The following is a 21,808-nucleotide window of genomic DNA, read 5'->3' as shown; positions in this document are numbered from 1 at the left end:
ACAAGCCCTTACATTCACCGCAAAAACCAAGGGAATAACCCATGCCCGCCCTCAAAAAAATCCTGATCGCCAACCGCGGTGAAATCGCCTGCCGCGTCCAGCGTACCGCGCAAAACCTGGGCTACCGCACCGTCGCCGTATTCAGCGATGCCGACGCCGAAGCGCTGCATGTGCAGATGGCCGACGAAGCCGTGAACATCGGCCCGCCCCCGGTGCAGCAGTCTTATCTGAACATCCCGGCCATCATCGACGCCGCCCGGCGCACCGGTGCCGATGCGATCCACCCCGGTTACGGCTTCCTCTCGGAAAACGCCAAATTCGCTCTCGCCTGCCAACAGGCCGGCATCACGTTCATCGGCCCCAGCCCCGAAGCCATCGAGCTGATGGGCAGTAAACGGCTGTCGAAACTCGCCATGATCAAAGCCGGCGTGCCTTGCATCAAAGGCTATCAGGGCAGCGAACAGGACAACGCCACCCTGCGCCGCGAAGCCGAGCGCATCGGCTATCCGCTGATGATCAAGGCCAGTGCCGGCGGTGGCGGTCGCGGCATGCGCCTGGTGCATAGCGCGGGGGAGTTGCTGGAGCAAATTCGCACCGCACGCTCCGAAGCCTTGCACGGGTTTGGCAGCGACGAACTGATTCTCGAACAAGCCCTGATCGATCCGCGTCACGTTGAAGTTCAGGTGTTCGGCGACCAGCACGGCAACCTGATTTATCTCGGCGAACGCGACTGTTCGATCCAGCGTCGCCACCAGAAAATCATCGAAGAAGCGCCCTGCCCGGTGATGACCACCGAGTTGCGCCGGGCCATGGGCGAGGCGGCGCTCAAGGCGGGTCGCTCGGTGAATTACGTGGGGGCTGGCACCGTGGAATTCCTGCTGGATGCTCACGGCCAGTTTTACTTCCTGGAGATGAACACCCGGTTGCAAGTGGAGCACCCGGTGACTGAACTGATCACCGGCCTCGATCTGGTGGCCTGGCAGTTACACATTGCCGAAGGGCAACCGCTGCCGCTACGACAGGAACAGGTGCAGCTCAACGGGCATGCCATGGAAGTGCGCCTGTACGCCGAAGATCCGGCCCAGGGGTTTCTGCCACAAACCGGGCGAATCATGGCCTGGGAGCCAGCGATGCAGGGCAGCGTACGGATCGACCATGGCCTGATCGAAGGCCAGTCTGTCAGCCCGTTCTATGACCCGCTGCTGGGCAAGCTCATCGCCTACGGTGCCACCCGTGAAGAAGCCCGGCGCAAACTGCTGCGGGCAGTGCAGGACAGCGTGCTGCTGGGCGTGCAGAGCAATCAGCACTTGCTCGCCAATCTGCTGGAACACCCGCAGTTCATCCGTGGCGAGTTCAGCACCGGGTTCATCCCGATGAACTTCGCCGACCACCCCTGCCTCCATCCCCCTGTACCCAGCGCCGAGGAGCTGGCCATCGCCGCGGCGCTGTTTTATCAGGCTTGCGCGCAGGCTCACCGTGCCCCGCTGGCCGGTTGGCGCAACAATGCCAGCGTGCCTCTGCACTATCGGATCGGCCTGGAGGATCAAGCCTGGCCGCTAGAACTGCACGCTGAACCTGGTGAACCCTACCGTGTTCAAGTCGGAGCCCGGATCCTCGAACTGAAGGTCATCCAGTGCGACGGACGCTGGGCCACACTGCAAATCGACGGCATCCGCCAACACCATGCCTACCGCCTCGAAGCCGGGCAACTCTGGCTGTTCACGCGTCCCGGCAGCCTGCGACTGGTCGATCGGACTCAGGCGCGGGTCAGCGGCCAGGCCAGTGTCAGCTCCGGCACGCTCAAGGCACCGATGGACGGGGCGATCGTCGACGTATTGGTCAGTGAGGGCAGCCCGGTCAGCAAAGGGCAGCTGCTGGTGGTGCTTGAAGCGATGAAAATGGAACATCCGCTCAAATCGGGTATCGACGGCGTGCTCAAACGCTTACAGGTCAGGGTCGGCGACCAGGTAAAAAATCGTCAGATTTTGTTGGAGGTCGAATAAGCCGCTAGGCGGATCCGCCGGGTTTGGCTACGCTCAAGCCCTATCAGGATGCGGATACCAGGAAACCTGCAATGCCTCACTGGCTGGTCATTGATCTGGAAGCCACCACCGATGAGGGCGGCTGGCCAGTAACCGAAATGGAAATCATCGAAATCGGTGCCACCCTCGTGGACCGCAAAGGTCGGGAACTGGATCACTTCCAGTGTTTCGTGCGCCCGTTGCGTCGGCCCCTGCTGACTCCGTTTTGCCGCGAACTGACCCACATCACCCAGGCCAATGTCGATGCCGCCCAGCCTCTGAGCGACGTCTGGGTTTCGTTCGAACACTGGCTCGGCCAGCATCTCTCGCACCTGGAAGGCTGGGCCAGTTGGGGTGATTACGACCGCAAACAACTGCTTCAGGAGTGGCAGCGGCTGCAACTCGACAGCGCCCTGAGCCGGGTGTCGCACATGAATCTCAAGCAACGTTTCGCCAAGGCCTGTCGACTGGAGCGCCCGCTGGGGCTTAATGGCGCCCTGCAACTGGCGGGCTTGCAGTTCAATGGTCAACAACATCGGGCGCTGGAGGATGCGCGCAATACCGCGCGCCTGTTACCGCTGATTTTCCCCGCCAATCCTTGAGTGCAGGAGGTGACGCCTATCGACACCTTGTGCATACTGGCCGGCCCTTTTTAGCCCTTTTCGAGGAATCGCCCATGTTTAAAGTCAACGAGTACTTCGACGGCACCGTCAAGTCGATCGCCTTTGGCACCGCTGAAGGTCCGGCCACCATCGGCGTCATGGCACCGGGCGAATACGAATTCGGCACCAGCCAGCGTGAAATCATGCACGTGGTGTCCGGCGCCCTGACCGTCAAACTGCCTGACAGCAGCGACTGGGAAACCTTCGCCGCCGGCAGCCAGTTCAACGTGCCCGCCAACAGCAAGTTCCAGCTGAAAGTGGCCGTCGACACCGCTTACCTGTGCGAATACCGCGGCTAAACCCCTGGGTTTTCACTGCGACAAAAAATGCCCGTGTCCAAGGACACGGGCATTTTTTATTGAGGGCTGCTATTCGAGGACCGTCACCGGCATGCCGACTTCGAGCCGACCGTTACCGTCATTGACCAGGTTCTGCCCGAACATCGCGCCGTCCTCCTGAGCCCGATATTGCTGCAAGGTCGCCAGAGGTTCACGGTCGTCGCTGCGTTCGCCGGTCTGCGGATCGATGGTGGTCAGAATGCAACGTGAGCAGAATTTGACCACGCGGAACTCGACATCGCCAATGCGGATGCGCTTCCAGCCATCTTCGGCGTACGCCTCGCTGCCCTCGATCACCAGATTGGGCCGAAAGCGCAACATCTCCAGCGGTCGCCCGACCCGCTGCGACAAGTCTTCCAGCGACGCCTGGCCAATCAGCAACAACGGAAAACCGTCGGCAAAAGCAACCTGATCGTCGTCCTTGCCGTAGCCGGCCTGGGTGGTCCGCGCACGATCGAGCGGCACGTGCACCAGACGCGTCGGCTTGCCAATGAACTCACTGACCCAGGCAGCCGCAGCAATACCGGCATCGGGCACGCGCAACGTGTCGCGCCAGATGGTCACGCCACGTAGTTCTGCGTCGCTGGAGGGCAAGGCGATATCGATCGGCGAATGACCTTGGGCACTGAGGGTCAAGCCGCCGCTTGCATTCCACAACGCCGACAGCTGACTCATTTTCGCCACCGCGCGCTGGGTCAGAAAGCGCCCGCTGGCCTCGTCCACCAGCATCCAGCGTCGGTCGCCGTCCAGCCCCAGTTTGTCCAGGCTGACCTGATTCAAGGTCTCGCCCTTGCCGGATTTCAACGGAAAACGATAAAGCGCGCTCAGACGCATGGCCACAGCTCCCTGGTGGGCAAAAACGCCACCCTATACGAGCTTGATCGCCGAATCAAAGGGCCTGTGACGAGGGGGCAAAAGTTAAGACACAGGGCTGCGCGGCGGCCCCGAACACTGCCACCGCGCTTTTCCAGATCGTTATCAGGCCGGAACCGCATCGAGCATCAGGCGCTGACGCACCACGTCGACGAGTTTGTCGGGCTGGAATTTGGAGAGGAAGTTGTCGCAGCCGACCTTCTTGACCATTGAGTCGTTGAAGCTACCCGACAGCGAGGTGTGCAGGACCACATAAAGGCCGCGCAAACGGGGGTCGTTGCGGATCTCGGTGGTCAGGCGATAGCCGTCCATCTCCGGCATTTCCGCATCGGTGAAGATCATCAACAGTTTGTCGGTCATGTTCACACCGGTATCGGCCCAGGCCTTGAGCATGTTCAGCGCCTTCAAGCCATCGCTGGCGATGTGCATTTTCACGCCCAACTGACCCAAGGTGTCGCGCAATTGCGACAGGGCCACGTTCGAGTCATCCACCAGCAGCACTTCACGGCCACGGGCGCGCTCCAGAACCGGATCGTCGAGTTTGTCGCGCGAGACCTTGGCGTTGTACGGCACGATTTCGGCCAGGACTTTTTCGACGTCAATGATTTCCACCAGCTGATCGTCGACCTTGCTGATGGCGGTCAGGTAATGCTGGCGACCGGCGCTGGTCGGCGGCGGCAGAATGGCTTCCCAGTTCATGTTGACGATGCGGTCCACGCCGCCGACCAGAAATGCCTGCACCGAGCGGTTGTACTCGGTGACGATGATCGTACTGGTGGGGCTTGGCACCAGCGGACGCATGCCGATGGCCTGGGACAGGTCGATCACCGGCAGCGTCTGGCCACGCAGGTTGACCACGCCACAAACAAAGGGGTGGCGCTGCGGCATCAGGGTCAGCTTCGGCAGCTGCAGCACTTCCTGGACCTTGAAGACGTTGATCGCGAACAATTGCCGTCCGGCCAGCCGGAACATGAGAATTTCCAGGCGATTCTCACCCACCAGTTGCGTGCGTTGGTCTACCGTGTCGAGAATGCCGGCCATTAATGACTCCTGGGCTTGTTCTGATGAATTCACTAAAGAGAGTTATCGGCAGTTTTTGCCGAATCTTGACCCCCGGACAAAATGCCATGCCCAAGCATTGATGTCACATTAACATCATGCTTTACTGCCCCTGTGATTCCATCTGCTTCATCCCTTGCGGCGCGACCTCGGTTTGCACGTTAGGTTCCCGTGTGTAAGGGATTCCCCTAGGTACAATCAGGCCCAACCTGATATTCGCAATATCCAATAGCCATTAATGTGACGCCATTCTCATTGCATGAACGGAGTCAGGCTTTTGTGTGCGATCGCAGGTCAGTGGCCATCCACCCTCTCGAGTTCCCCAGTCGGTGCCCAAGCCTGCCAGAGCGCGATCTCATCAAGGCATGGCAGCGCCGGGACACGTAAGGTTCTCGTCGACACACACGACATTCCCTCATCTGACATGACGTTGTGGAGATAAGCATGGCGAACAACCCTAAAGAGTGGGCCCAGCGATTTCCGGAGTTTCTCGTCGAGGCTGAAACACTCCTGGCCAAGTCCGAGGAGTGCCTGAGTCATTTGCAGTTGATCAGCAATGACAAGGATGCAATCGATTGCATGCTCAGCACCCTTCTCAAGCTGGCGAGCAAGGCCGATGCCCTGGCACTGGCAACGGTTTCGGAATTCTCGCTGCACATTCATGGATTGCTGAGCCATGCCCAGAATCACATGGACCTGCACGATCAGGCCCTGGATGCGCTCAAGGATTGCTTCACGTTAATGGCCTGGCAACTCGAACTCATCGACCAGACCACCGGCCAACTCGGCCTCGATGACAGTGAACAGACGTCCCTGATCGAAGCGTTTGCATTTCAAGTGGGACAAAGTCAGTTTCAGCCGCCCAGCCACTCCAAGCAGTTCAGGCTCGTTTCGTTCTCCGAGCGGCAGGCTTAAATTCACCGCCCCCATGTTGCGCATTTTTTATTGCAATGATGCCGCCCTGTAACTTGAGTGTGTGCATGCCGCAGTTGAATATTTCATACCCGTCGATGGCAGCTCAAAACAAATAGTTACCCCGGCCCCGACTTCAGATAGTGCCTGTCAATAAAAACAAAACGCCTGGCACACTCGATATCTTTTGAAGATAAAAATCAAAAGTTTTTCCATTGTGGAACCATCGTCCAAATACCTTATTTCCTGAAGGTGCCTACCTATATACCGAACGCGACCAACGGTATCTTAAGTGGTATTATGCCGCCCATTCGTTGACGTCAATTAATGGCAGAGTGACTCCAGGCGCGAATAAGCCCATAACATTGAAGGCTTTATTTCGAGCATTGCACTGCAGTCATTAAAGGCGACTCATACAACCTATTTTCACACAGAGACCCGTCAGCCCTTATGGCCGGTCTGCCCGCAGCGAACATTCCATTGGCTCCATCCGCTATGTACGCCAGCCTCAAGTCAATCGCCCAGTGGCCACCCTCCCGAAAAAGCGCGCGCCGGTTCACGCTTTTCGTGTGCACCTGCTCGGCGCTTGGCAGCCTGTTGGTCTACAGCTTGTCCATGCCTCTGCCGGTGAGTCTGCTGGTGCTCAATGGTGCGGCGCTGACCTGCGTCTGGGTGGGGCATCGCCTCTCGCTCAAATCGATAAAGTTTCAGCCTCAAGAATTGGCCGACCGTCTGCTGGAAGTTCAGGAAAATGAACGTCACCGGCTCAGTCGGGAACTGCATGATGATATTGGCCAATTGCTGACCGCCGCAAAACTTCAAAGTGAATGGCTCAAACGTCGATTGCCTGAAGAACTGCAGGGTCAATGTTCGGTCCTCTGCGATACGCTGGATGAAACCCTGACCAAGGTTCGTGATGTATCAGCCATCCTGAACCCACGACAGTTGACCAGTCTCGGGCTGGAAGCCAGTCTGCGTGCGCATTTACTCAGAACCCTGGCCAATACGTCCGTGAACTGGAGCCTGGAATGCCATCAACGTTTGACTGGCATACCGGAAGAAATGGCGGTGGCGGCCTTTCGCATCACTCAAGAAGCGGTTACCAATATGCTGCGCCATGCCGAAGCCAGGAATCTGTTGGTCCGCCTGCAACGTCTGCCCCAAGGCCTGACGTTGTTAATCAGTGACGATGGCCTGGGTTTCGAGCCAGCGGCAGACCCCGCTCGCGAGGGGCAACGCGGAATGGCCGGAATGTCGGAACGGATCGATCAATTAGGCGGCACGTTGACTGTGACCAGCGAGCCGGGCAACGGCACTCAAATCGAAGCACTCTTCCCTTGGGCGCCCCGTGCGCTGGAACGGGCCAGTACGAATAAGGTTATGCGTTGACTTGTAACTTACTTCTGGTGGACGACCACTCGCTTATCAGGGCTGGCGTGCGCGCTCTGGTGCTGGATATTCCCGGCTATGCGGTCATTGGGGAGGCCAGTGACGGCTCGCAGTTACTCGAGATGGTCGAGCAACTGTCCCCGGACATCATCCTGCTGGATATCTCCATGAGGAAAACCGGTGGCCTTGAAGCCTTGCAGCGACTCAAACGAGTACGTCCGCAGTGCAAAGTGCTGATCCTGTCGATGCACACCGACCCGGCGCTCATCATGCAGGCACTCGAATCCGGGGCTCATGGCTACCTGCTCAAAGACACCACGGCCACCGAGCTCGAACATGCCCTGGATGCCTTGCGCAATAACGAACGCTACCTGAGCCCGGCCATTGCCCACACCGTCATCAACCAAGCGCTGACCCGAACCCAGAAAAATCAGGCGCCAACCCAGGACTCGCACAACCTGACGGCACGCCAGCTGGAAATCCTGCGATTGATTGTTCGCGGAAAATCCACCCGGGAAATCGCCAATGGCCTGGGCCTGAGCATCAAGACTGTCGAAACCCACCGCTCGCAGATCATGAAACGCTTGCAGATCTACGATGTGGCCGGCCTGGTGTTGTTCGCCGTACGCGAACAAATCATCAGTCTGGACGATTAGCTCGACAGCTGAACGGACCTGCTCATTGAGTGCCTGCTTGCCATGCAGAATCAACAGCGCCTTGCACTCGCTCATTTTGATCCCCCCCTTTCCGAATCCGTATGAGAGATGCTGACTTCGCAGCCCCTCATAAAAGTCGCAAGGATTTCAATTATTTCCAGGGGAAGGACACTTGAGTCCTACAGAGCGGTAATTTTTCTTACAAAACGTGAGGAATCGGCTCAATTGACCCATCAGGGCAATTGGTACACCGTTGTGTCAGCGGTTATCAGTCATCACCCGTAAATTACACAGGGACGTGCAAACAATGAATGGAACCCCTTTAAGGTCCTCAAAAATCGTAAGTAATAACAGTATCGGCCACCTGAATGGTTTGAACGCAAGGAGCCAATTATTCCATGCAAAGCCATGACCTCAGACTACCGGTAACTCCGGTCACGCCGTTCTCAGACAATCACGCCAATCAGCAGGCTGAATTCAAAAGCAGCGCAAAGCCCACCGGAGAAGTTGATATGGAACCTCGCGTCACTGAACTGGAGACACATCTCAAGTACATCCGCAGAGACCTGGATGAAGTCCGCGGCGACGTCAAATCCATCAAGCACAGGCTTGCCTATTCAGCTGGCGGAACAGCTGTGGTCCTGGGGCTTTTGAGCTGGATCTCCAACAGTCGCTTCGATCAGGTCGTGACACTTCTGGCAAATTAAGGAACGGTCCATGCACGCAAGCTCCAACGCTTTCGACCGGGCTTGCGTGGCAGAACCAGGACCTGCATCAGCCCAGGACTTCACTCAACGGGATGAAGCTCACACAATCACCCTCGATCAGCGTACGGTCCTCCAACACTTCAACCAGACCGTCCGCCCAGGCGGCACTGCGCAGTACGCCAGAGCTCTGATTCTTGTAGATGATTGCCCGGCCATTCTCCAGTCGCCCGCGCAAGTACTCACGTCGGTTACCGGCCTTTGGCCAGACAAACCCTGCCGGGACCTGAAACTTCAGGGGTTCGATCTCTTTTACGCCTTGGCGGCGCAAGAGGTAGGGCCTCGCCAACAGAGCAAAAGTCACCAGGGTCGACGCCGGATTGCCGGGCAAACCAATGACAGGCACGCCGCGAAAATGCCCGAACGTCAGCGGCTTGCCTGGCTTGATGGCAAGCTTCCACAGGGTCAACTCGCCCTCTTCTCGCAAGGCAATGCCCAGAAAGTCGGCTTCTCCCACCGATACGCCACCGGTCGAGAGAATCAGGTCGACATCCTTCAAGTCGCCGAGGCGAGCACGAGTGGTCGCTAAATCATCGGGAAGAATGCCGGCATCGATCACCTCACAGCCCAAGCGCTGCAACCAGCTGCAGAGCAACACTCGATTGCTGTTGTAAATCTGTCCCGGTCCAAGGGCCTGACCCGGTTCAATCAGCTCATCCCCGGTAGACAGGACCGCAACACGAACCTTGCGAACCACGTCCAGCTCAGCGCATCCCAGCGATGCCGCCAGCCCCTGTTCGATGGGGCCCAGGCGTGTACCGGCGGGCAAGATCAACTCACCGACGGTGGTTTCCTGGCCTTGTGGACGGATGTTCTGTCCCGAGGTCATGGTCTCGGTGAAACGTACCCGCTCATCCGCCTGAACCTCGGCGTTCTCCTGCATCTCGACACAGTCGGCGCCCGCGGGCACAGGCGCACCGGTGAAGATCCGCGCACAAGTCCCCGGCTTCAAGGGCTCCGGAGCCTGACCCGCAAAAATCTTCTGGCTGACCGGCAACGGTTCTCCCGTCCAGTCGGCGACGCGCAAGGCATATCCGTCCATGGCACTGTTGGGCCAGGGCGGCAGATCAAGTGTCGAGACCAGATCAGCGGCCAGTACACGCCCCTGGACCTGCGCCAACGGCAAGCGTTCGTGCTCATGAATTCTCGAGGCGTCGGCCATTTCCAGTAACCGCGCGAGCGCCACCTCGACAGCCATCAGGCTGCCAGTCTTGCCTGGCTTACCCGCGGGATTCACAGGGTGCCGCCTGTTTCAGATGGGTCACGAAATTGCACGGACGGTGCCGGGAATCCAGTTGTTCGGCGAGAATGCCGTCCCAACCGGTGCGCACAGCATTGGTCGAACCCGGCAAGCAGCAAACCAGCGTGCCATTGGCCAGACCGGCCAGGGCCCGGGACTGAACCGTGGAAGTACCGATATCCGCTACCGATATTTGCCGGAACAGTTCACCAAAACCATCGACCTGCTTGTCCAGCAGGCAACTCACCGCTTCGGGCGTGCTGTCACGACCGGTAAACCCGGTACCGCCAGTGATCAGCACCACTTGCACGACCTCATCGGCAATCCAGTTGGCGACTTGCGCACGAATTTTATAGAGGTCATCTTTGAGCAATACACGGGCCGCCAGGTTATGACCGGCAGCACTCAAGCGGTCAACGAAGACCTGGCCTGAGGTATCGGTTTCCAGGGTACGGGTATCGCTGACAGTCAGCACCGCGATGTTGAGCGGTGCGAAAGGTACATCAGCCTTGGCTTTCATAGGCTCGTCCAGTTGTAGGAGAAACAGCCCGGTGTTATATCACAGCGCCTCATTTTTTCGCCGCCCCCATGGAGAAGTGCGATGACCTCGAATACACCTTTGGCGCCGTGCTCCATTCTGCTCTTGGCGGGCGGGCGTGGCCAACGCATGGGCGGTCGGGACAAGGGGTTGCTGGAATGGCACGGCGAGCCGTTGATCGCACATTTGCACCGCAAGACCCGTCCGCTGAGTGATGATCTGATCATCTCCTGCAACAGAAACCTGGAGAAATATGCGCCTTATGCGGATCAGTTGGTCCATGACGACCAAGGCGACTTTCCGGGACCATTGGCGGGTATTCGCGCAGGCCTGAAGGCCGCCCGCCACACGCACCTGCTGGTATTGCCCTGCGATGTGCCACGCATCGATGCCGCGTTGCTCCAGAACATGCGTGAAACCGCCGCGCAGCATCCGGACAAACCACTGATGCTGCGCCATGGCGAACACTGGGAACCTTTGCTGTGCATGATTCCCGTTATTCTTTCAGCGGCTTTCGAGACAGCCTGGAACGAAGGCGAGCGCAGCCCGGGCCGACTGATGCGCGCATTGGGCGCTACAGCCCTGCAGTGCCCCGACAACGACCCTCGCCTGGCCAACCTCAATACGCCGGAACTGTTAAGCACACATCACACTGTGTCAGACTGACACTCGAAGGAACTTGCGCGCGCTGCATACGTCTCAAGCTCAGCAATCAAAAGATTTTCCATTCGGAGACACACCCATGACCCAACGGACCCTCGCCACTTTCATGCTCGCACTGGGCCTTGCAACCCTCGCCGGTTGTGCATCGCCTTCAGTGATCACCTTGAATGACGGTCGAGAAATCCAGGCCGTCGACGCGCCTAAGTACGATCAGGAATCGGGCTTTTACGAGTTCGAACAGCTGGATGGCAAACACATCCGTATCAACAAGGATCAGGTCCGTACCGTTAAAGAGTTGTAATCTTAGCGACGACCATCGGATACAGAAAAGCCCGCTTTTAAAGCGGGCTTTTTCGTGGCTGAAGAAAAGCAGGTTTGCCTGTAATCACCACTCCAGGGTGATCGTGCTTTCGAACTCTCTTCCCTGCCCCGTGACCGGATCGACAAATCGCAATCCCTGGGCCAGCAGCTTCAAGGGGTTGGCATAGTCGTCTTCTACGTTCTTGAGCACCCGCGGATAGAACGGGTCATTGCAGATGCCAGCCCCCAGGGCCGCCATGTGCACTCGCAACTGATGTTTCTTGCCCGTTACCGGGTAAAGCGCATAGCGCCAGAACTCACCGTTTTTTTCCCTGACCTCGACAGCCGTTTCGGTATTGCTGACGCCCGGACCTTCCTGCATGCGAAAGAACGGCTCGCCATCGATGAGTCGACTTTTATGAACCATCGGAAAGGTCAATTCAGGTAATGCCCGGGCGATTGCTTCGTAGCGTTTTTCGATCTGGCGTGTAGGAAACAATGACTGATACGCCGACCGACTTTGAGGATTGGCTGAGAACAGCACCAGCCCTGCCGTATGCCGGTCAATACGATGCAAAGGCACCAGATGCGGGTTATCCAGTCGCCGGATCAGTCGTCGCAACAATGTCTGCTCCACATACTCCCCAGCCGGCGTCACCGGTAGAAAGTGCGGTTTGTCTGCTACCACCAGATGCTCGTCGGCATAGAGGATCGACTCCACCACAGGGATCGGTTTTTCGTCCGGCACTTCACGAAAATAATGAATCCGCAGACCTTCCTTGTAAGGCAGATCCAGGGCGATCGGCATGCCTTGCCCATCGAGGACACGACCGCGAGCAATTCTGTCCAGCCATTGCTCACGACCGATGGCGCTGAAGTGTTCACACAGGCAATCGAATACGGTCTGCCACGGACCAGGCGGCAGATAGAGCGTGCTGGCCTGGTTGTGCGCAGCAGAAAAAGATGAAGTGGACATACGAAAAGCTCTAACCCTCAATACAGGGCAGCATTATCCAACAGTGGCCGGAACGAACCTAGAAGAGAATCCTCAGGCCGTTATTGACTGCGTTCGAGCGGCCGCTTCGGTGAACTCCTTGAGCCAGCGCAGCACATCGACCGCTTCCCAGCGACCCGGATCATAAAGCGCATACAACAACCCCTGATAGCCCACGACATCGAGCTGCCGGTGATAACCCGCACGCTGGAACAAGGCTTCGATTTCGGCGAAACAGGTATTGAAATGCAGTTTGTTGAAAGGCGTTTTCCCTTCCGTCACCAAGCCATCCAGACGCAACTCGAGGACTGCCTCGCGCACCACGTCTGCCGACATCCGGTTCACGCTGCTCTTCAATTGTTCGACATTGACCACATTTCATCCCTCTGACGTCCGGGATCGGCTGCCCAAACCCGAACAGGGAGAAGCATGGCAGGCAATCCGAATAACTGTATGCGCATACAGTAACCGAATAACCGGCCTTTCGCCAATGGATGAAACGAGGATCGCGACAGGTGGGGCATCGCCAGCAGCGTCAGGATTCGCGCAGGAACGCCACCACTTGCTCGGCACTAAACGGCCAACCCAGCTCAGCGCCGGTATCGACCCGTCGCAACACCGGAATACGCAGGCTGTAAGCTTCGAACCAGGTTTCATCGTCAGCGATATCCATCAGCTCCACCAACAGACCACGCTCGACAAACTCCATTAGCATGGCTTCGGCGACTTCACAAAGATGGCAACCAACGGTGCCGAACAGCTGACATTCAGGAGGCATGACGACAAGACCAAGCGAGTAAGCGCTCATTCTAGGCCCGCCATCAAACGCAGTCGAGCCGACGTCCGAGCAACGGTGATTTCAAGAGATTTCGGCAAAATTCTGACGCAAATCATTTGCGTCGCCGGTCATTTGCGCGATGCTCGCGTCTTTTTTACCTCTACGCTTGAGTAGCCAAAACCCTCACCGGAGTTTTTTGTGTTCGCCAACCTGTTGATCATCCTCGCCTCCTCCCTGGTGGTGATTGCACTGTTCCAGCGCCTGCGTTTGCCACCGGTGCTGGGCTACTTGTGCGTAGGGCTGATGATCGGGCCGACAGCGTTCAATTGGGTGAATGAAAACGAAGATTTGCCCGATCTGGCTGAATTGGGCGTGGTGTTCCTGTTGTTCTCCCTGGGGCTTGAGTTTTCCCTGTCGAAGATGCTCGCTCTGCGCCAGGTGGTGTTTGGCCTGGGCAGCCTGCAAGTGCTGGGGTCCGGGATCTTGCTGGGGGCATTGTTGATGCTGTTCGGCATGCCGATCACACCGGCCCTGTTACTCGGCGCCGGCCTGGCGCTGTCGTCTACCGCCATAGTCAGCAAGGAGTTGAGCAGCCTCGGCGAAATATTCAGCCGGCACGGCCAGAATGCCATCGCCGTGCTGTTGTTCCAGGACGTGATTGCGGTGTTGCTTCTCACCCTGGTGCCGGTGTTCGCCGGCAGCAGCGACCAGGCCTGGTATTGGGCGCTGCCGCTGACGCTGGCCAAGACCCTGGTGCTGTTCGTTGGTCTGCTGCTGGTCAGTCGCTGGTTTCTGCCACGACTGTTCCATGAAGTCGCCGCGGCCCGGTCCGCGGAGCTGTTCGTGCTGTTGGCGCTGGTGATTGTTCTGCTGACGGCCTGGCTGACTCACTTGCTCGGCCTCTCCCCTGCCCTGGGCGCCTTTCTCGCCGGCATGCTGCTGGGCGAAAGCCACTACCGACATCAGATCGAGGCCGACATCCGTCCATTCCGCGACATCCTGCTCGGGGTGTTCTTTGTCAGTATCGGCATGCTGATCGACTTGCGCCTGTTTGCCAGCCACGGCCTGCTGATTCTCGGTCTGACGCTGGGGTTGCTGCTAATCAAAGGCACCGTGGTTGCGCTGCTGGTCAAATGGCGCGGCAGCGATGGTGAAACCGCTTGGCGCAGCGGCCTGGCATTGGCTCAGGGCGGCGAATTCTGCTTTGCCCTGATGGCGCAGATGCAACAGAACAAACTGATGCCCGCCGACCTCGGCGGCCTGCTGCTGGCCGCCACGTTCTGCTCGATGCTGGTAACGCCTTTACTGCTGCGCGCCGCTCCCCGCATCGCCATGCGTCTGCACCGCAAACCCAACAAAGCAGCCGAGCTCGAAGAAATCAGCGCGCTCAACGCCGGCTTGCACAATCACGTAGTGATCTGTGGCTACGGCCGCGTCGGTCAGTCCATCGGGCGCTTCCTGCGTCATGTACAGCAACCGTACATTGCGCTGGACACCGACCCGGTGCGGGTCCAGGAAGCCGTCATCAATGAAAGCAGTGTGCATTACGGCGACTCACGCCGCGGCGAGCTGCTGATCGCGATAGGGCTGGAGCGCGCCAGGCTGCTGGTAGTCGCCGTGGACAAAACGGACATCGCCCTGCTGATACTCAAGGAAGCACGGCGGTTCAACCCGACCGTGCCGATCCTGGTGCGCACCCGGGATGACAGCCAGTTGGCCGAGTTGAAGGCGGCCGGTGCCAGCGAAGTCGTACCCGAGTTGCTGGAGTCCAGCCTGATGCTCGCCTCCCATGCGCTGATCATGCTGGGCATACCCGGCCAGCAGGTACAGGACCGGGTCGACCAGGTACGGCATGACCGCTATCGCCTGCTGCACGATTTTTACCCCGGCACCGACGATGAAGAACGCTGATTCAATCCTGGCTCACGGCGCCGATCTTGTGCACCGACAAGTCCGCGCCGTAATACTCTTCTTCCTGACTCAGGCGTAGACCATGGACCGCCTTGATCGCGCCATACACGGCAAAACCACCGGCCAGCGCCACGACTACCCCCAAAGAAGTGCCGATCAACTGACTGATCAGGCTCACGCCCCCCAAACCACCCAAAGCGGTTTGCCCGAAGATGCCGCAAGCGATCCCGCCCCAGACACCACACAGCCCATGCAAAGGCCAGACACCCAGCACATCGTCGATACGCCATTTGCCTTGAGCCGCGGTAAAGCACCAGACAAACAGTGCCCCGGCGATGGCGCCGGTCACCAATGCGCCCACCGGGTGCATCAGATCCGAGCCGGCGCAGATCGCCACCAGCCCGGCCAACGGGCCGTTATGCAGAAAGCCCGGGTCATTGCGCCCGACGATCAATGCCGCCACCGTGCCGCCGACCATGGCCATCAACGAATTCACCGCCACCAACCCGCTGACCCCTTGCAGGGTTTGGGCGCTCATCACGTTGAAGCCGAACCAGCCGACGATCAGGATCCACGACCCCAACGCCAGAAAGGGAATGCTCGACGGCGCGAATGCCACCAGTCGTCCGTCGCGATAACGACCTTGCCTCGGCCCCAGCAGCAACACCGCCGCGAGTGCCAGCCAGCCGCCCATGGCGTGAACCACCACAGAGCCGGCGAAGTCATGGAAACTGGCGCCAAAACGTTCCAGCAACCAGGCTTGCAGACCGAAGTTGCCGTTCCAGACCACACCTTCGAAGAAGGGGTAGATAAACGCCACGATCAGCGCCGTCGCGCACAACTGCGGGACGAACCGGGCGCGCTCGGCGATGCCTCCGGAAATGATCGCCGGTATCGCTGCGGCAAAGGTCAGCAGAAAGAAAAACTTCACCAGCCCATAGCCATGGTCGGCGGTGATCACCGCCGCCGGTTGCATGAAACTGACCCCGTAGGAAATCCAATAGCCTATAAAGAAGTAGGCCAGGGTCGAAATGGCGAAGTCGCTGAGGATCTTCGACAAGGCGTTGACCTGGTTCTTTTGGCGAACCGTACCGACCTCAAGAAAGGCGAAACCGGCGTGCATGGCCAGGACCATGACCGCACCGATAAGGATGAACAACGTGTTGGAGCTATGGACCAGACTGTCCACAGCACTTTGCAGATTTTCCATGGATTGGCAGACCTGAAGGCTGAAAAAAGCACCAAAGCAGTTCGCGCAGATGGCCGGCGCACCAAGTTGCAGCTCACCCGGACCGCAACGCTGACTCGGACGAACCACTTTGGCGCACAAGACCGCCGCCTCTGCGCGAGTTTTAATTGTTTGAGTCAGGGGTTTCCTGAAATCATGCCCGGCAACAGCGCAATAGCGCCGGCTGACGCACCACGACGTAGCAAAAGTTGTACCACTCATTTGTACTGAACCTTCGCGCAAGGCTCATACTCGAACGCTTCAGAAGCCACTTACGGAGATCACCAATGGCACGCATCAAGGCAAAGACTGCTCAAGAAATTCTGATGGAAGATTTTCAGACACTGGTCAGCGACACCGAGCGGTTGCTGGAACACACCGCCTCCCTGGCCGGTGATCAGGCCGATGAGCTGCGCGAACAGATCCGCGACAGCCTGCTGCGTGCCCGGGAAACCCTGAAGCTGACCGAAGACGCCCTGCAAGAGCGCGGCAAAGCGGCTGTCGCCGCCACGGAAGATTACGTCCAGGCCAACCCATGGCAATCGGTCGGGATTGCAGCCGGCGTGGGTTTCCTGATTGGTCTGCTGGCCACTCGGCGCTGATATGGCAATCGATGAATCCGGCTCGTCCACGACGGGCACCCGCTCTTCATCGCGGCGCCTGGGTGCTGCGTTTCTTGGATTGCTGCACAGCCATGTCGAACTGTTCGGCATCGAACTGCAGGAGCAAAAAGCACGCACCGTAAGCCTGTTGCTGTTTGCGGGCCTGACGCTGGTCTTTGCCTTGTTGTTGCTGGTGGGGTTGTCGACGCTGGTGTTGATCCTGTTTTGGGACACCTATCGCCTGGCGGCGATCATCGGGCTCTGTGTGTTCTACACCTTCGCTGCGTTGTTCTGCGCGATGCGCTTGAGGGCGGCGATTTTCGATGAATCCTCGCCCTTCCATGGCACTCTGGAAGAGCTGGCCAACGATCGGGAGCGCCTGTTGCCATGAACCTGCCTGAACTTCCCAGTAACAGTTCACGCACGGAAATGCGCAAGGCGCTGATCCGCCTGCGCATGGAAATGCATCGCCAGGAAATTCGCCACGAATCCCAACATCTGCTGCAGCCCCTGCAACGGGTACGTGGCATGACGCAAAACCTGCAAGACAGTTTCGGCATCAAACACGCCCCGCTCTGGGGCATCGCTGCCGTGATCGGGTTAGGCTTTCTGACCGGCAAGGGTGCCAAGGGCAGCGGTATCGGCAGCCTGACCAAGCTGGTTAGCCTGGGCGCTGCATTGGGGCCACTGATCAAGCTGGTCATGCAGAGCGCTTCGCGCAAAGACTAAGCAGTCTTGTCTGGCTGCATTCTTGCAATACCACCGGGATTAACCTCTTTATCGAGAGGTTGATCCTGCGTGCCTACCTGGCGACCAGGTTTTATCCAGAACAACACCTTACTAAGGAGGCCTCGTGATCGACGGGCAACCGCTCGCCTGTTTTCAGCCATTCATCGATACCGCCACAGGCCGTATTGCTGGTGTCGAAGCGCTGGGCCGACTGCGCCAGGCCGATGGTCAACTGACCTCGGTAGGTGCGCTGTTCGCCGATCCGCGAACCCCGGCCATCGCCCTGCGACGTCTCGATCGCCAGATTCGCGACAACGCCCTGAGCCGTCTGCATGAAGCGCCCGCGGACTGGTTTCTCAGCCTGAACATCTCCCCCCGCTGGATCAGCCGCTTGCGCCGGGACCAGGTACTGCCGAGCCTCAAGCAACTGAGCAGGCATGGTGTCGATGCGCAGCGAATCGTCTTCGAGATCACCGAACTGGGCGGCGACAGCCAACGTCTGGCTGAAGTCGTGGCCCGCTACCGGCAAGCCGGGGCGCGGATCGCCATCGACGATTTCGGTGCCGGTTACTCTCAACTCGATCGCGTGCTGGCCCTGCAACCGGACATTCTCAAGCTCGACATGCGGCTGTTCCAGGCCGCCGCGTTGGGCGGTCCCAGCAGCGATGTGGTCAAGGCACTGGCACAAATGGCGGAAAAAACCGGTTGCTGGATCATCGCCGAAGGCGTGGAAACCGAAGCGCAACTGAATTTTGCCCTGGAGTGCGGCTCACGCTACGTACAGGGTTTTCTGTTCGCCCGAGCGCAAGCGGATTTCTTCGCCACCGACGCCTTTGTCGAGCGCTTCGCGCAACTGCGCCAGCGTTACGTTCAGCAAAAGCTGACTGAACGCGCTCGCTTGATGATCATGCGCCAGCAACTCAGCGAACTGATGACCATCCTGCAAGCCTGGGCTCAAGCCGGCGCGCCCCTCAGCGCCTTGCCGCAATTGCAGGCGTTTCCCTGGCTGCTGCGTTTTTATCAGTGCGACCGCCACGGCACACAACTGACCCCCAACCTGGAATGGCGCAACAACGGCTGGGAAGCCGATAACCGCTATCTGGGCCATAACTGGTCATGGCGCCCCTATTTTTATCACTTGCTGGCCGAAGGTTGGGATGAGCGCCGTCTGACGCTTTCCAACACTTACCGCGATGCCACCAGCAATCAGTACTGCCTCACTGCAGGGCAGTTTTTCGATAACGGCGAACGGCTACTGCTCATCGATATCGACGCTGCGGGGTTGTAGTTCTCCTTGCAGGTACCGGCGCGAAACGGGAAGCTAGGGGATCAGTCACCTGACGGAGAAACCAGCCTTGGATTGGCACACCCTGCTTACCCGCGAACGCCTCGGAAAACCTGTGCACAGCCCGGAAGAACTCGGCCGCAGTCCTTTCCATAAAGACCACGACCGGATCATTTTCTCGGGCGCGTTTCGCCGTCTCGGGCGCAAGACCCAGGTCCATCCGGTCTCCAGCAACGATCACATTCATACGCGCCTGACCCACTCGCTGGAAGTCAGCTGCGTCGGCCGTTCGCTGGGGATGCGCGTCGGTGAAACCATCCGCAGCGCGCTGCCCGACTGGTGTGAACCAAGCGACCTGGGGATGGTGGTGCAATCGGCTTGCCTGGCCCATGACATCGGCAATCCACCCTTCGGCCACTCTGGCGAAGACGCGATCCGCCACTGGTTCCAGCAGGCCGCCGGCCGTGGCTGGCTGGATGCCATGAGCGAAGCCGAACGCAACGACTTCCTCAACTTCGAAGGCAATGCCCAAGGTTTCCGGGTGCTCACCCAGCTTGAATACCATCAGTTCGAAGGCGGCACCCGGCTGACCTATGCCACCCTGGGCACCTACCTGAAATACCCGTGGACGGCCCGGCACGCCGACTCACTGGGCTACAAGAAGCACAAGTTCGGCTGCTACCAGAGCGAACTGCCGCTGCTGGAACAGATTGCGCATAAACTCGGGCTGCCTCAACTGGAAGAACAGCGCTGGGCACGCCATCCGTTGGTGTATCTGATGGAGGCCGCTGACGACATCTGCTACGCGCTGATCGATCTGGAAGATGGCCTGGAGATGGAGCTGCTGGAGTACGCCGAAGTCGAGTCCCTGCTGCTGGACCTGGTGGGCGACGATCTCCCGGAAACCTATCGCCAGCTCGGTCCACAGGATTCGCGGCGGCGCAAACTGGCAATTCTGCGGGGCAAAGCCATCGAACACCTGACCAACGCAGCAGCCCGAGCCTTTGTCGAGCAACAGGACGCGTTGCTGTCCGGCACGCTGCCGGGCGACCTTGTCGAACACATGCATGGCCCGGCCAAACGCTGCGTCTTGAATGCCAAGGACATGGCACGCAAAAAAATCTTCCAGGACAAGCGCAAGACGCTCCACGAAATCGGCGCCTACACCACCCTGGAAATCCTGCTCAATGCTTTTTGCGGCGCAGCACTGGAGCAGCACAACGGTCGTACGCCCTCCTTCAAGAACCGGCGCATACTCGACCTGTTGGGCAACAATGCACCCGATCCCCATGGCCCTTTGCACACCTCTTTCTTGCGCATGATTGATTTCATCGCCGGCATGACCGACAGCTATGCCGGTGAAATGGCGCTGGAAATGACCGGTCGTTCAAGCCACGGATAACAGCACATCGATCAGCCGCTTCAGCGACGTCTGAACGGCTGATCGAATGTCTCGACATTCATCTGTATTTCAACATCGACAGAATCGCCCTACACCTTGTGCAGAGCTGACTGATCGATTGTTCGGCCATCTCGCGAAACAATTGCACACCCACTGCTCGACAGATGAAGCATGAAAACTCCTACGCTCAAACACGATTGGCACATATTGCTGGTGGAAGATCATCCGTTTCAGCTGAGAGCGACTCAATACCTGCTCGAGAGTTACGGCTTCACCCAGCTGACCACCACTGACAGTGCCGAAGGCGCCTTGCAACAAATGCTCAAGGCTGCGCAACCGTTCGATATTCTTCTGTGCGACCAATGCCTGCCCGACCTTCCCGGTCTTGATTTGATCGAGTTCGCCAGCCACCGGGGAATGATCAGACAGGCAATACTGCTGAGCAGCCTGACATCCGCCGAACTGGAAAAACTTAAAACAGTAGCCTACGAACATGGACTTCCCTTGTTGGGTTACTTGATCAAGCCATTGAAACAATCAGACTTTAGAAACTTGTTGACCTTAGCCTCACAATAAAACACACCAATCCCCACACACTAAAACCACACCCAAAACACAGATTAAAACTTATAACCCAACGCTTTTACCCTCTTGACTGCACCATCCAAACCTTACCCCTTCCTCATTCAGAACCTAGTTGGTACGTAGTCCATTTCTTTTTCAATTGTAGGACTTTTCCTATATTGCTGCTATCGGCTTGTCAGTTCATGCACCCCCTCAACTACTGAGCTAAGGTGCGCGCTTTATTTGTGCACGTATGGGATTTGATTATGAACTCCGTTTTTATTGTCGACGATCACCCTGTCATCCGCCTTGCTGTTCGAATGCTGCTGGAACATGAAGGTTACAAAGTCGTCGGCGAAACTGACAATGGCGTCGATGCCATGCAGATGGTGCGCGAATGCATGCCCGACCTGATCATCCTCGACATCAGCATTCCCAAACTGGACGGGCTGGAAGTGCTCTCCCGTTTCAACGCAATGAGCACGCCATTAAAAACACTGGTGTTAACTGCACAATGCCCAAAACTTTTTGGTATTCGCTGCATGCAGTCAGGTGCATCAGGATATGTATGCAAACAGGAAGAGCTCAGTGAACTGGTGAGTGCGATCAAAGCAGTATTATCAGGTTACAACTATTTCCCCAGCGAGGCCTTGAACCCAGTTCGTTGTGACGACGCACAGTGGGCAGACCTGGACTTGTTCAAGTCCGTTAATGATCGAGAGTTGATGGTATTACAACTTTTTGCCCAAGGTCGCACCAACAAGGAAATTGCCAAGGGCATGTTCCTCAGTAACAAGACAGTCAGCACCTATAAAAAACGACTGATGCAGAAACTCAAAGCCAAATCACTGGTTGAACTCATCGATATGGCAAAACGTAACGCGTTAGTGTGAGGAACAG

25 protein-coding genes are annotated in these 21,808 nt (G+C 58.0%); 17 read left to right on the top strand and 8 right to left on the bottom strand.

The features are described from left to right. Positions 1-41 precede the first annotated feature (41 nt). The 3 genes from PMI21_RS08600 (at position 42) to ppnP (ending at position 2,982) form a co-directional block, all read left to right on the top strand. A complete protein-coding gene (locus PMI21_RS08600; RefSeq protein WP_007940057.1) occupies positions 42-2,003 on the top strand; it encodes an acetyl/propionyl/methylcrotonyl-CoA carboxylase subunit alpha in 1,962 nt (653 codons plus the stop codon). A 71-nt stretch (positions 2,004-2,074) separates the two neighbouring features. Continuing rightward, positions 2,075-2,623 carry an exonuclease domain-containing protein gene (locus PMI21_RS08605; RefSeq protein ID WP_007940056.1) on the top strand — a complete coding sequence of 183 codons (549 nt, stop codon included), beginning with the start codon at positions 2,075-2,077 and terminating at the stop codon, positions 2,621-2,623. Positions 2,624-2,697: 74 nt separating this feature from the next. Next, positions 2,698-2,982: a pyrimidine/purine nucleoside phosphorylase gene (gene ppnP / locus PMI21_RS08610; protein WP_007940055.1), complete on the top strand. Its 285-nt coding sequence runs from the start codon at positions 2,698-2,700 to the stop codon at positions 2,980-2,982. Between the two features lie 69 nt (positions 2,983-3,051). Here the strand turns inward: ppnP and PMI21_RS08615 are convergent, their stop codons facing one another. Both PMI21_RS08615 and PMI21_RS08620 read right to left on the bottom strand, forming a co-directional pair. Then, the gene (locus PMI21_RS08615) at positions 3,052-3,855 is read right to left on the bottom strand and encodes an MOSC domain-containing protein (RefSeq protein ID WP_007940053.1); all 804 of its coding nucleotides are present in this window, start codon (positions 3,853-3,855) and stop codon (positions 3,052-3,054) included. Positions 3,856-3,999: 144 nt separating this feature from the next. Further along, positions 4,000-4,935, bottom strand: coding sequence for a chemotaxis protein CheV (locus PMI21_RS08620; protein ID WP_007940052.1), 936 nt, complete (start codon positions 4,933-4,935; stop codon positions 4,000-4,002). Positions 4,936-5,397: 462 nt separating this feature from the next. On the opposite strand from PMI21_RS08620, the gene PMI21_RS08625 reads away from it, so the two are divergent. From PMI21_RS08625 to PMI21_RS0128240, 4 genes are all read left to right on the top strand, one after another. Next, positions 5,398-5,868, top strand: a complete 471-nt coding sequence (locus PMI21_RS08625; RefSeq protein WP_007940050.1) for a hypothetical protein — start codon at positions 5,398-5,400, stop codon at positions 5,866-5,868. Positions 5,869-6,360: 492 nt separating this feature from the next. Continuing rightward, a complete protein-coding gene (locus PMI21_RS08630; protein WP_033064122.1) occupies positions 6,361-7,254 on the top strand; it encodes a sensor histidine kinase in 894 nt (297 codons plus the stop codon). Beyond that, entirely contained in the window at positions 7,251-7,910 is a 660-nt protein-coding gene (locus PMI21_RS08635) for a response regulator (RefSeq protein WP_019582509.1), read from the top strand. The genes PMI21_RS08630 and PMI21_RS08635 overlap by 4 nt, the downstream gene beginning before the upstream one ends. 398 nt (positions 7,911-8,308) lie before the next feature. After that, the gene (locus PMI21_RS0128240; RefSeq protein WP_033064121.1) at positions 8,309-8,617 is read left to right on the top strand and encodes a hypothetical protein; all 309 of its coding nucleotides are present in this window, start codon (positions 8,309-8,311) and stop codon (positions 8,615-8,617) included. 67 nt (positions 8,618-8,684) lie between these two features. On the opposite strand, the gene PMI21_RS08640 is transcribed toward PMI21_RS0128240, so the two are convergent. Then, positions 8,685-9,911, bottom strand: coding sequence for a molybdopterin molybdotransferase MoeA (locus tag PMI21_RS08640; RefSeq protein ID WP_007940045.1), 1,227 nt, complete (start codon positions 9,909-9,911; stop codon positions 8,685-8,687). Next, positions 9,895-10,434 carry a molybdenum cofactor biosynthesis protein B gene (gene moaB, locus PMI21_RS08645; protein ID WP_007940044.1) on the bottom strand — a complete coding sequence of 180 codons (540 nt, stop codon included), beginning with the start codon at positions 10,432-10,434 and terminating at the stop codon, positions 9,895-9,897. Before moaB ends, PMI21_RS08640 begins: the two co-directional genes overlap by 17 nt. 81 nt (positions 10,435-10,515) lie before the next feature. On the opposite strand from moaB, the gene mobA reads away from it, so the two are divergent. Then, positions 10,516-11,118 (top strand): molybdenum cofactor guanylyltransferase MobA, encoded by a 603-nt coding sequence (gene mobA, locus PMI21_RS08650; RefSeq protein WP_007940043.1) that lies wholly within the window; start codon positions 10,516-10,518, stop codon positions 11,116-11,118. 76 nt (positions 11,119-11,194) lie between these two features. Further along, positions 11,195-11,416 carry a YgdI/YgdR family lipoprotein gene (locus tag PMI21_RS08655; RefSeq protein ID WP_007940041.1) on the top strand — a complete coding sequence of 74 codons (222 nt, stop codon included), beginning with the start codon at positions 11,195-11,197 and terminating at the stop codon, positions 11,414-11,416. 84 nt (positions 11,417-11,500) lie between these two features. Here PMI21_RS08655 and PMI21_RS08660 read toward each other — a convergent pair whose 3' ends face one another. The 3 genes from PMI21_RS08660 to PMI21_RS08670 form a co-directional block, all read right to left on the bottom strand. Continuing rightward, positions 11,501-12,391 carry a pseudouridine synthase gene (locus PMI21_RS08660; protein WP_007940040.1) on the bottom strand — a complete coding sequence of 297 codons (891 nt, stop codon included), beginning with the start codon at positions 12,389-12,391 and terminating at the stop codon, positions 11,501-11,503. A 72-nt stretch (positions 12,392-12,463) separates the two neighbouring features. Continuing rightward, positions 12,464-12,784: a hypothetical protein gene (locus PMI21_RS08665; protein ID WP_007940039.1), complete on the bottom strand. Its 321-nt coding sequence runs from the start codon at positions 12,782-12,784 to the stop codon at positions 12,464-12,466. A 160-nt stretch (positions 12,785-12,944) separates the two neighbouring features. Continuing rightward, on the bottom strand, positions 12,945-13,187 hold the full coding sequence (locus tag PMI21_RS08670; RefSeq protein WP_033064119.1) for a glutaredoxin family protein: 243 nt from the start codon (positions 13,185-13,187) through the stop codon (positions 12,945-12,947). Between the two features lie 198 nt (positions 13,188-13,385). Between PMI21_RS08670 and PMI21_RS08675 the strand changes: the two genes are divergently transcribed. After that, positions 13,386-15,098 (top strand): cation:proton antiporter, encoded by a 1,713-nt coding sequence (locus PMI21_RS08675; RefSeq protein WP_007940037.1) that lies wholly within the window; start codon positions 13,386-13,388, stop codon positions 15,096-15,098. 1 nt (position 15,099) lies between these two features. On the opposite strand, the gene PMI21_RS08680 is transcribed toward PMI21_RS08675, so the two are convergent. Continuing rightward, the gene (locus tag PMI21_RS08680) at positions 15,100-16,308 is read right to left on the bottom strand and encodes an ammonium transporter (RefSeq protein ID WP_033064128.1); all 1,209 of its coding nucleotides are present in this window, start codon (positions 16,306-16,308) and stop codon (positions 15,100-15,102) included. A 305-nt stretch (positions 16,309-16,613) separates the two neighbouring features. On the opposite strand from PMI21_RS08680, the gene PMI21_RS08685 reads away from it, so the two are divergent. The 7 genes from PMI21_RS08685 (at position 16,614) to PMI21_RS08715 (ending at position 21,801) form a co-directional block, all read left to right on the top strand. Next, on the top strand, positions 16,614-16,928 hold the full coding sequence (locus tag PMI21_RS08685) for a DUF883 family protein (protein WP_007940034.1): 315 nt from the start codon (positions 16,614-16,616) through the stop codon (positions 16,926-16,928). Position 16,929: 1 nt separating this feature from the next. Continuing rightward, a complete protein-coding gene (locus PMI21_RS08690; protein WP_007940032.1) occupies positions 16,930-17,319 on the top strand; it encodes a phage holin family protein in 390 nt (129 codons plus the stop codon). Then, on the top strand, positions 17,316-17,657 hold the full coding sequence (locus PMI21_RS08695; protein ID WP_007940031.1) for a hypothetical protein: 342 nt from the start codon (positions 17,316-17,318) through the stop codon (positions 17,655-17,657). The genes PMI21_RS08690 and PMI21_RS08695 overlap by 4 nt, the downstream gene beginning before the upstream one ends. Positions 17,658-17,781: 124 nt before the next feature. Next, entirely contained in the window at positions 17,782-18,945 is a 1,164-nt protein-coding gene (locus tag PMI21_RS08700; RefSeq protein WP_007940030.1) for an EAL domain-containing protein, read from the top strand. A gap of 67 nt (positions 18,946-19,012) precedes the next feature. Next, on the top strand, positions 19,013-20,344 hold the full coding sequence (locus PMI21_RS08705; protein ID WP_007940029.1) for a deoxyguanosinetriphosphate triphosphohydrolase: 1,332 nt from the start codon (positions 19,013-19,015) through the stop codon (positions 20,342-20,344). Between the two features lie 171 nt (positions 20,345-20,515). Further along, positions 20,516-20,920: a response regulator gene (locus PMI21_RS08710; RefSeq protein ID WP_007940028.1), complete on the top strand. Its 405-nt coding sequence runs from the start codon at positions 20,516-20,518 to the stop codon at positions 20,918-20,920. 254 nt (positions 20,921-21,174) lie between these two features. Next, positions 21,175-21,801: a response regulator transcription factor gene (locus PMI21_RS08715; RefSeq protein WP_007940027.1), complete on the top strand. Its 627-nt coding sequence runs from the start codon at positions 21,175-21,177 to the stop codon at positions 21,799-21,801. The last annotated feature ends 7 nt before the right edge of the window (positions 21,802-21,808 follow it).

It is taken from the genome of Pseudomonas sp. GM18 (assembly GCF_000282195.1).
GTDB lineage: Bacteria > Pseudomonadota > Gammaproteobacteria > Pseudomonadales > Pseudomonadaceae > Aquipseudomonas.
Note: the sequence above shows the minus strand (reverse complement) of the source record. Positions and strands in the feature narration are given on the sequence as shown.

Excerpts from the sequence above, each read along its gene's own strand:
- PMI21_RS08600 (WP_007940057.1), top strand. The coding sequence starts at position 42 with ATGCCCGCCCTCAAAAAAATCCTGATCGCCAACCGCGGTGAAATCGCC.
- PMI21_RS08605 (WP_007940056.1), top strand. The coding sequence starts at position 2,075 with ATGCCTCACTGGCTGGTCATTGATCTGGAAGCCACCACCGATGAGGGC.
- ppnP (WP_007940055.1), top strand. The coding sequence starts at position 2,698 with ATGTTTAAAGTCAACGAGTACTTCGACGGCACCGTCAAGTCGATCGCC.
- PMI21_RS08615 (WP_007940053.1), bottom strand. The coding sequence starts at position 3,855 with ATGCGTCTGAGCGCGCTTTATCGTTTTCCGTTGAAATCCGGCAAGGGC.
- PMI21_RS08620 (WP_007940052.1), bottom strand. The coding sequence starts at position 4,935 with ATGGCCGGCATTCTCGACACGGTAGACCAACGCACGCAACTGGTGGGT.
- PMI21_RS08625 (WP_007940050.1), top strand. The coding sequence starts at position 5,398 with ATGGCGAACAACCCTAAAGAGTGGGCCCAGCGATTTCCGGAGTTTCTC.
- PMI21_RS08630 (WP_033064122.1), top strand. The coding sequence starts at position 6,361 with ATGTACGCCAGCCTCAAGTCAATCGCCCAGTGGCCACCCTCCCGAAAA.
- PMI21_RS0128240 (WP_033064121.1), top strand. The coding sequence starts at position 8,309 with ATGCAAAGCCATGACCTCAGACTACCGGTAACTCCGGTCACGCCGTTC.
- moaB (WP_007940044.1), bottom strand. The coding sequence starts at position 10,434 with ATGAAAGCCAAGGCTGATGTACCTTTCGCACCGCTCAACATCGCGGTG.
- mobA (WP_007940043.1), top strand. The coding sequence starts at position 10,516 with ATGACCTCGAATACACCTTTGGCGCCGTGCTCCATTCTGCTCTTGGCG.
- PMI21_RS08655 (WP_007940041.1), top strand. The coding sequence starts at position 11,195 with ATGACCCAACGGACCCTCGCCACTTTCATGCTCGCACTGGGCCTTGCA.
- PMI21_RS08660 (WP_007940040.1), bottom strand. The coding sequence starts at position 12,391 with ATGTCCACTTCATCTTTTTCTGCTGCGCACAACCAGGCCAGCACGCTC.
- PMI21_RS08670 (WP_033064119.1), bottom strand. The coding sequence starts at position 13,187 with ATGCCTCCTGAATGTCAGCTGTTCGGCACCGTTGGTTGCCATCTTTGT.
- PMI21_RS08680 (WP_033064128.1), bottom strand. The coding sequence starts at position 16,308 with ATGGAAAATCTGCAAAGTGCTGTGGACAGTCTGGTCCATAGCTCCAAC.
- PMI21_RS08685 (WP_007940034.1), top strand. The coding sequence starts at position 16,614 with ATGGCACGCATCAAGGCAAAGACTGCTCAAGAAATTCTGATGGAAGAT.
- PMI21_RS08690 (WP_007940032.1), top strand. The coding sequence starts at position 16,930 with ATGGCAATCGATGAATCCGGCTCGTCCACGACGGGCACCCGCTCTTCA.
- PMI21_RS08695 (WP_007940031.1), top strand. The coding sequence starts at position 17,316 with ATGAACCTGCCTGAACTTCCCAGTAACAGTTCACGCACGGAAATGCGC.
- PMI21_RS08710 (WP_007940028.1), top strand. The coding sequence starts at position 20,516 with ATGAAAACTCCTACGCTCAAACACGATTGGCACATATTGCTGGTGGAA.
- PMI21_RS08715 (WP_007940027.1), top strand. The coding sequence starts at position 21,175 with ATGAACTCCGTTTTTATTGTCGACGATCACCCTGTCATCCGCCTTGCT.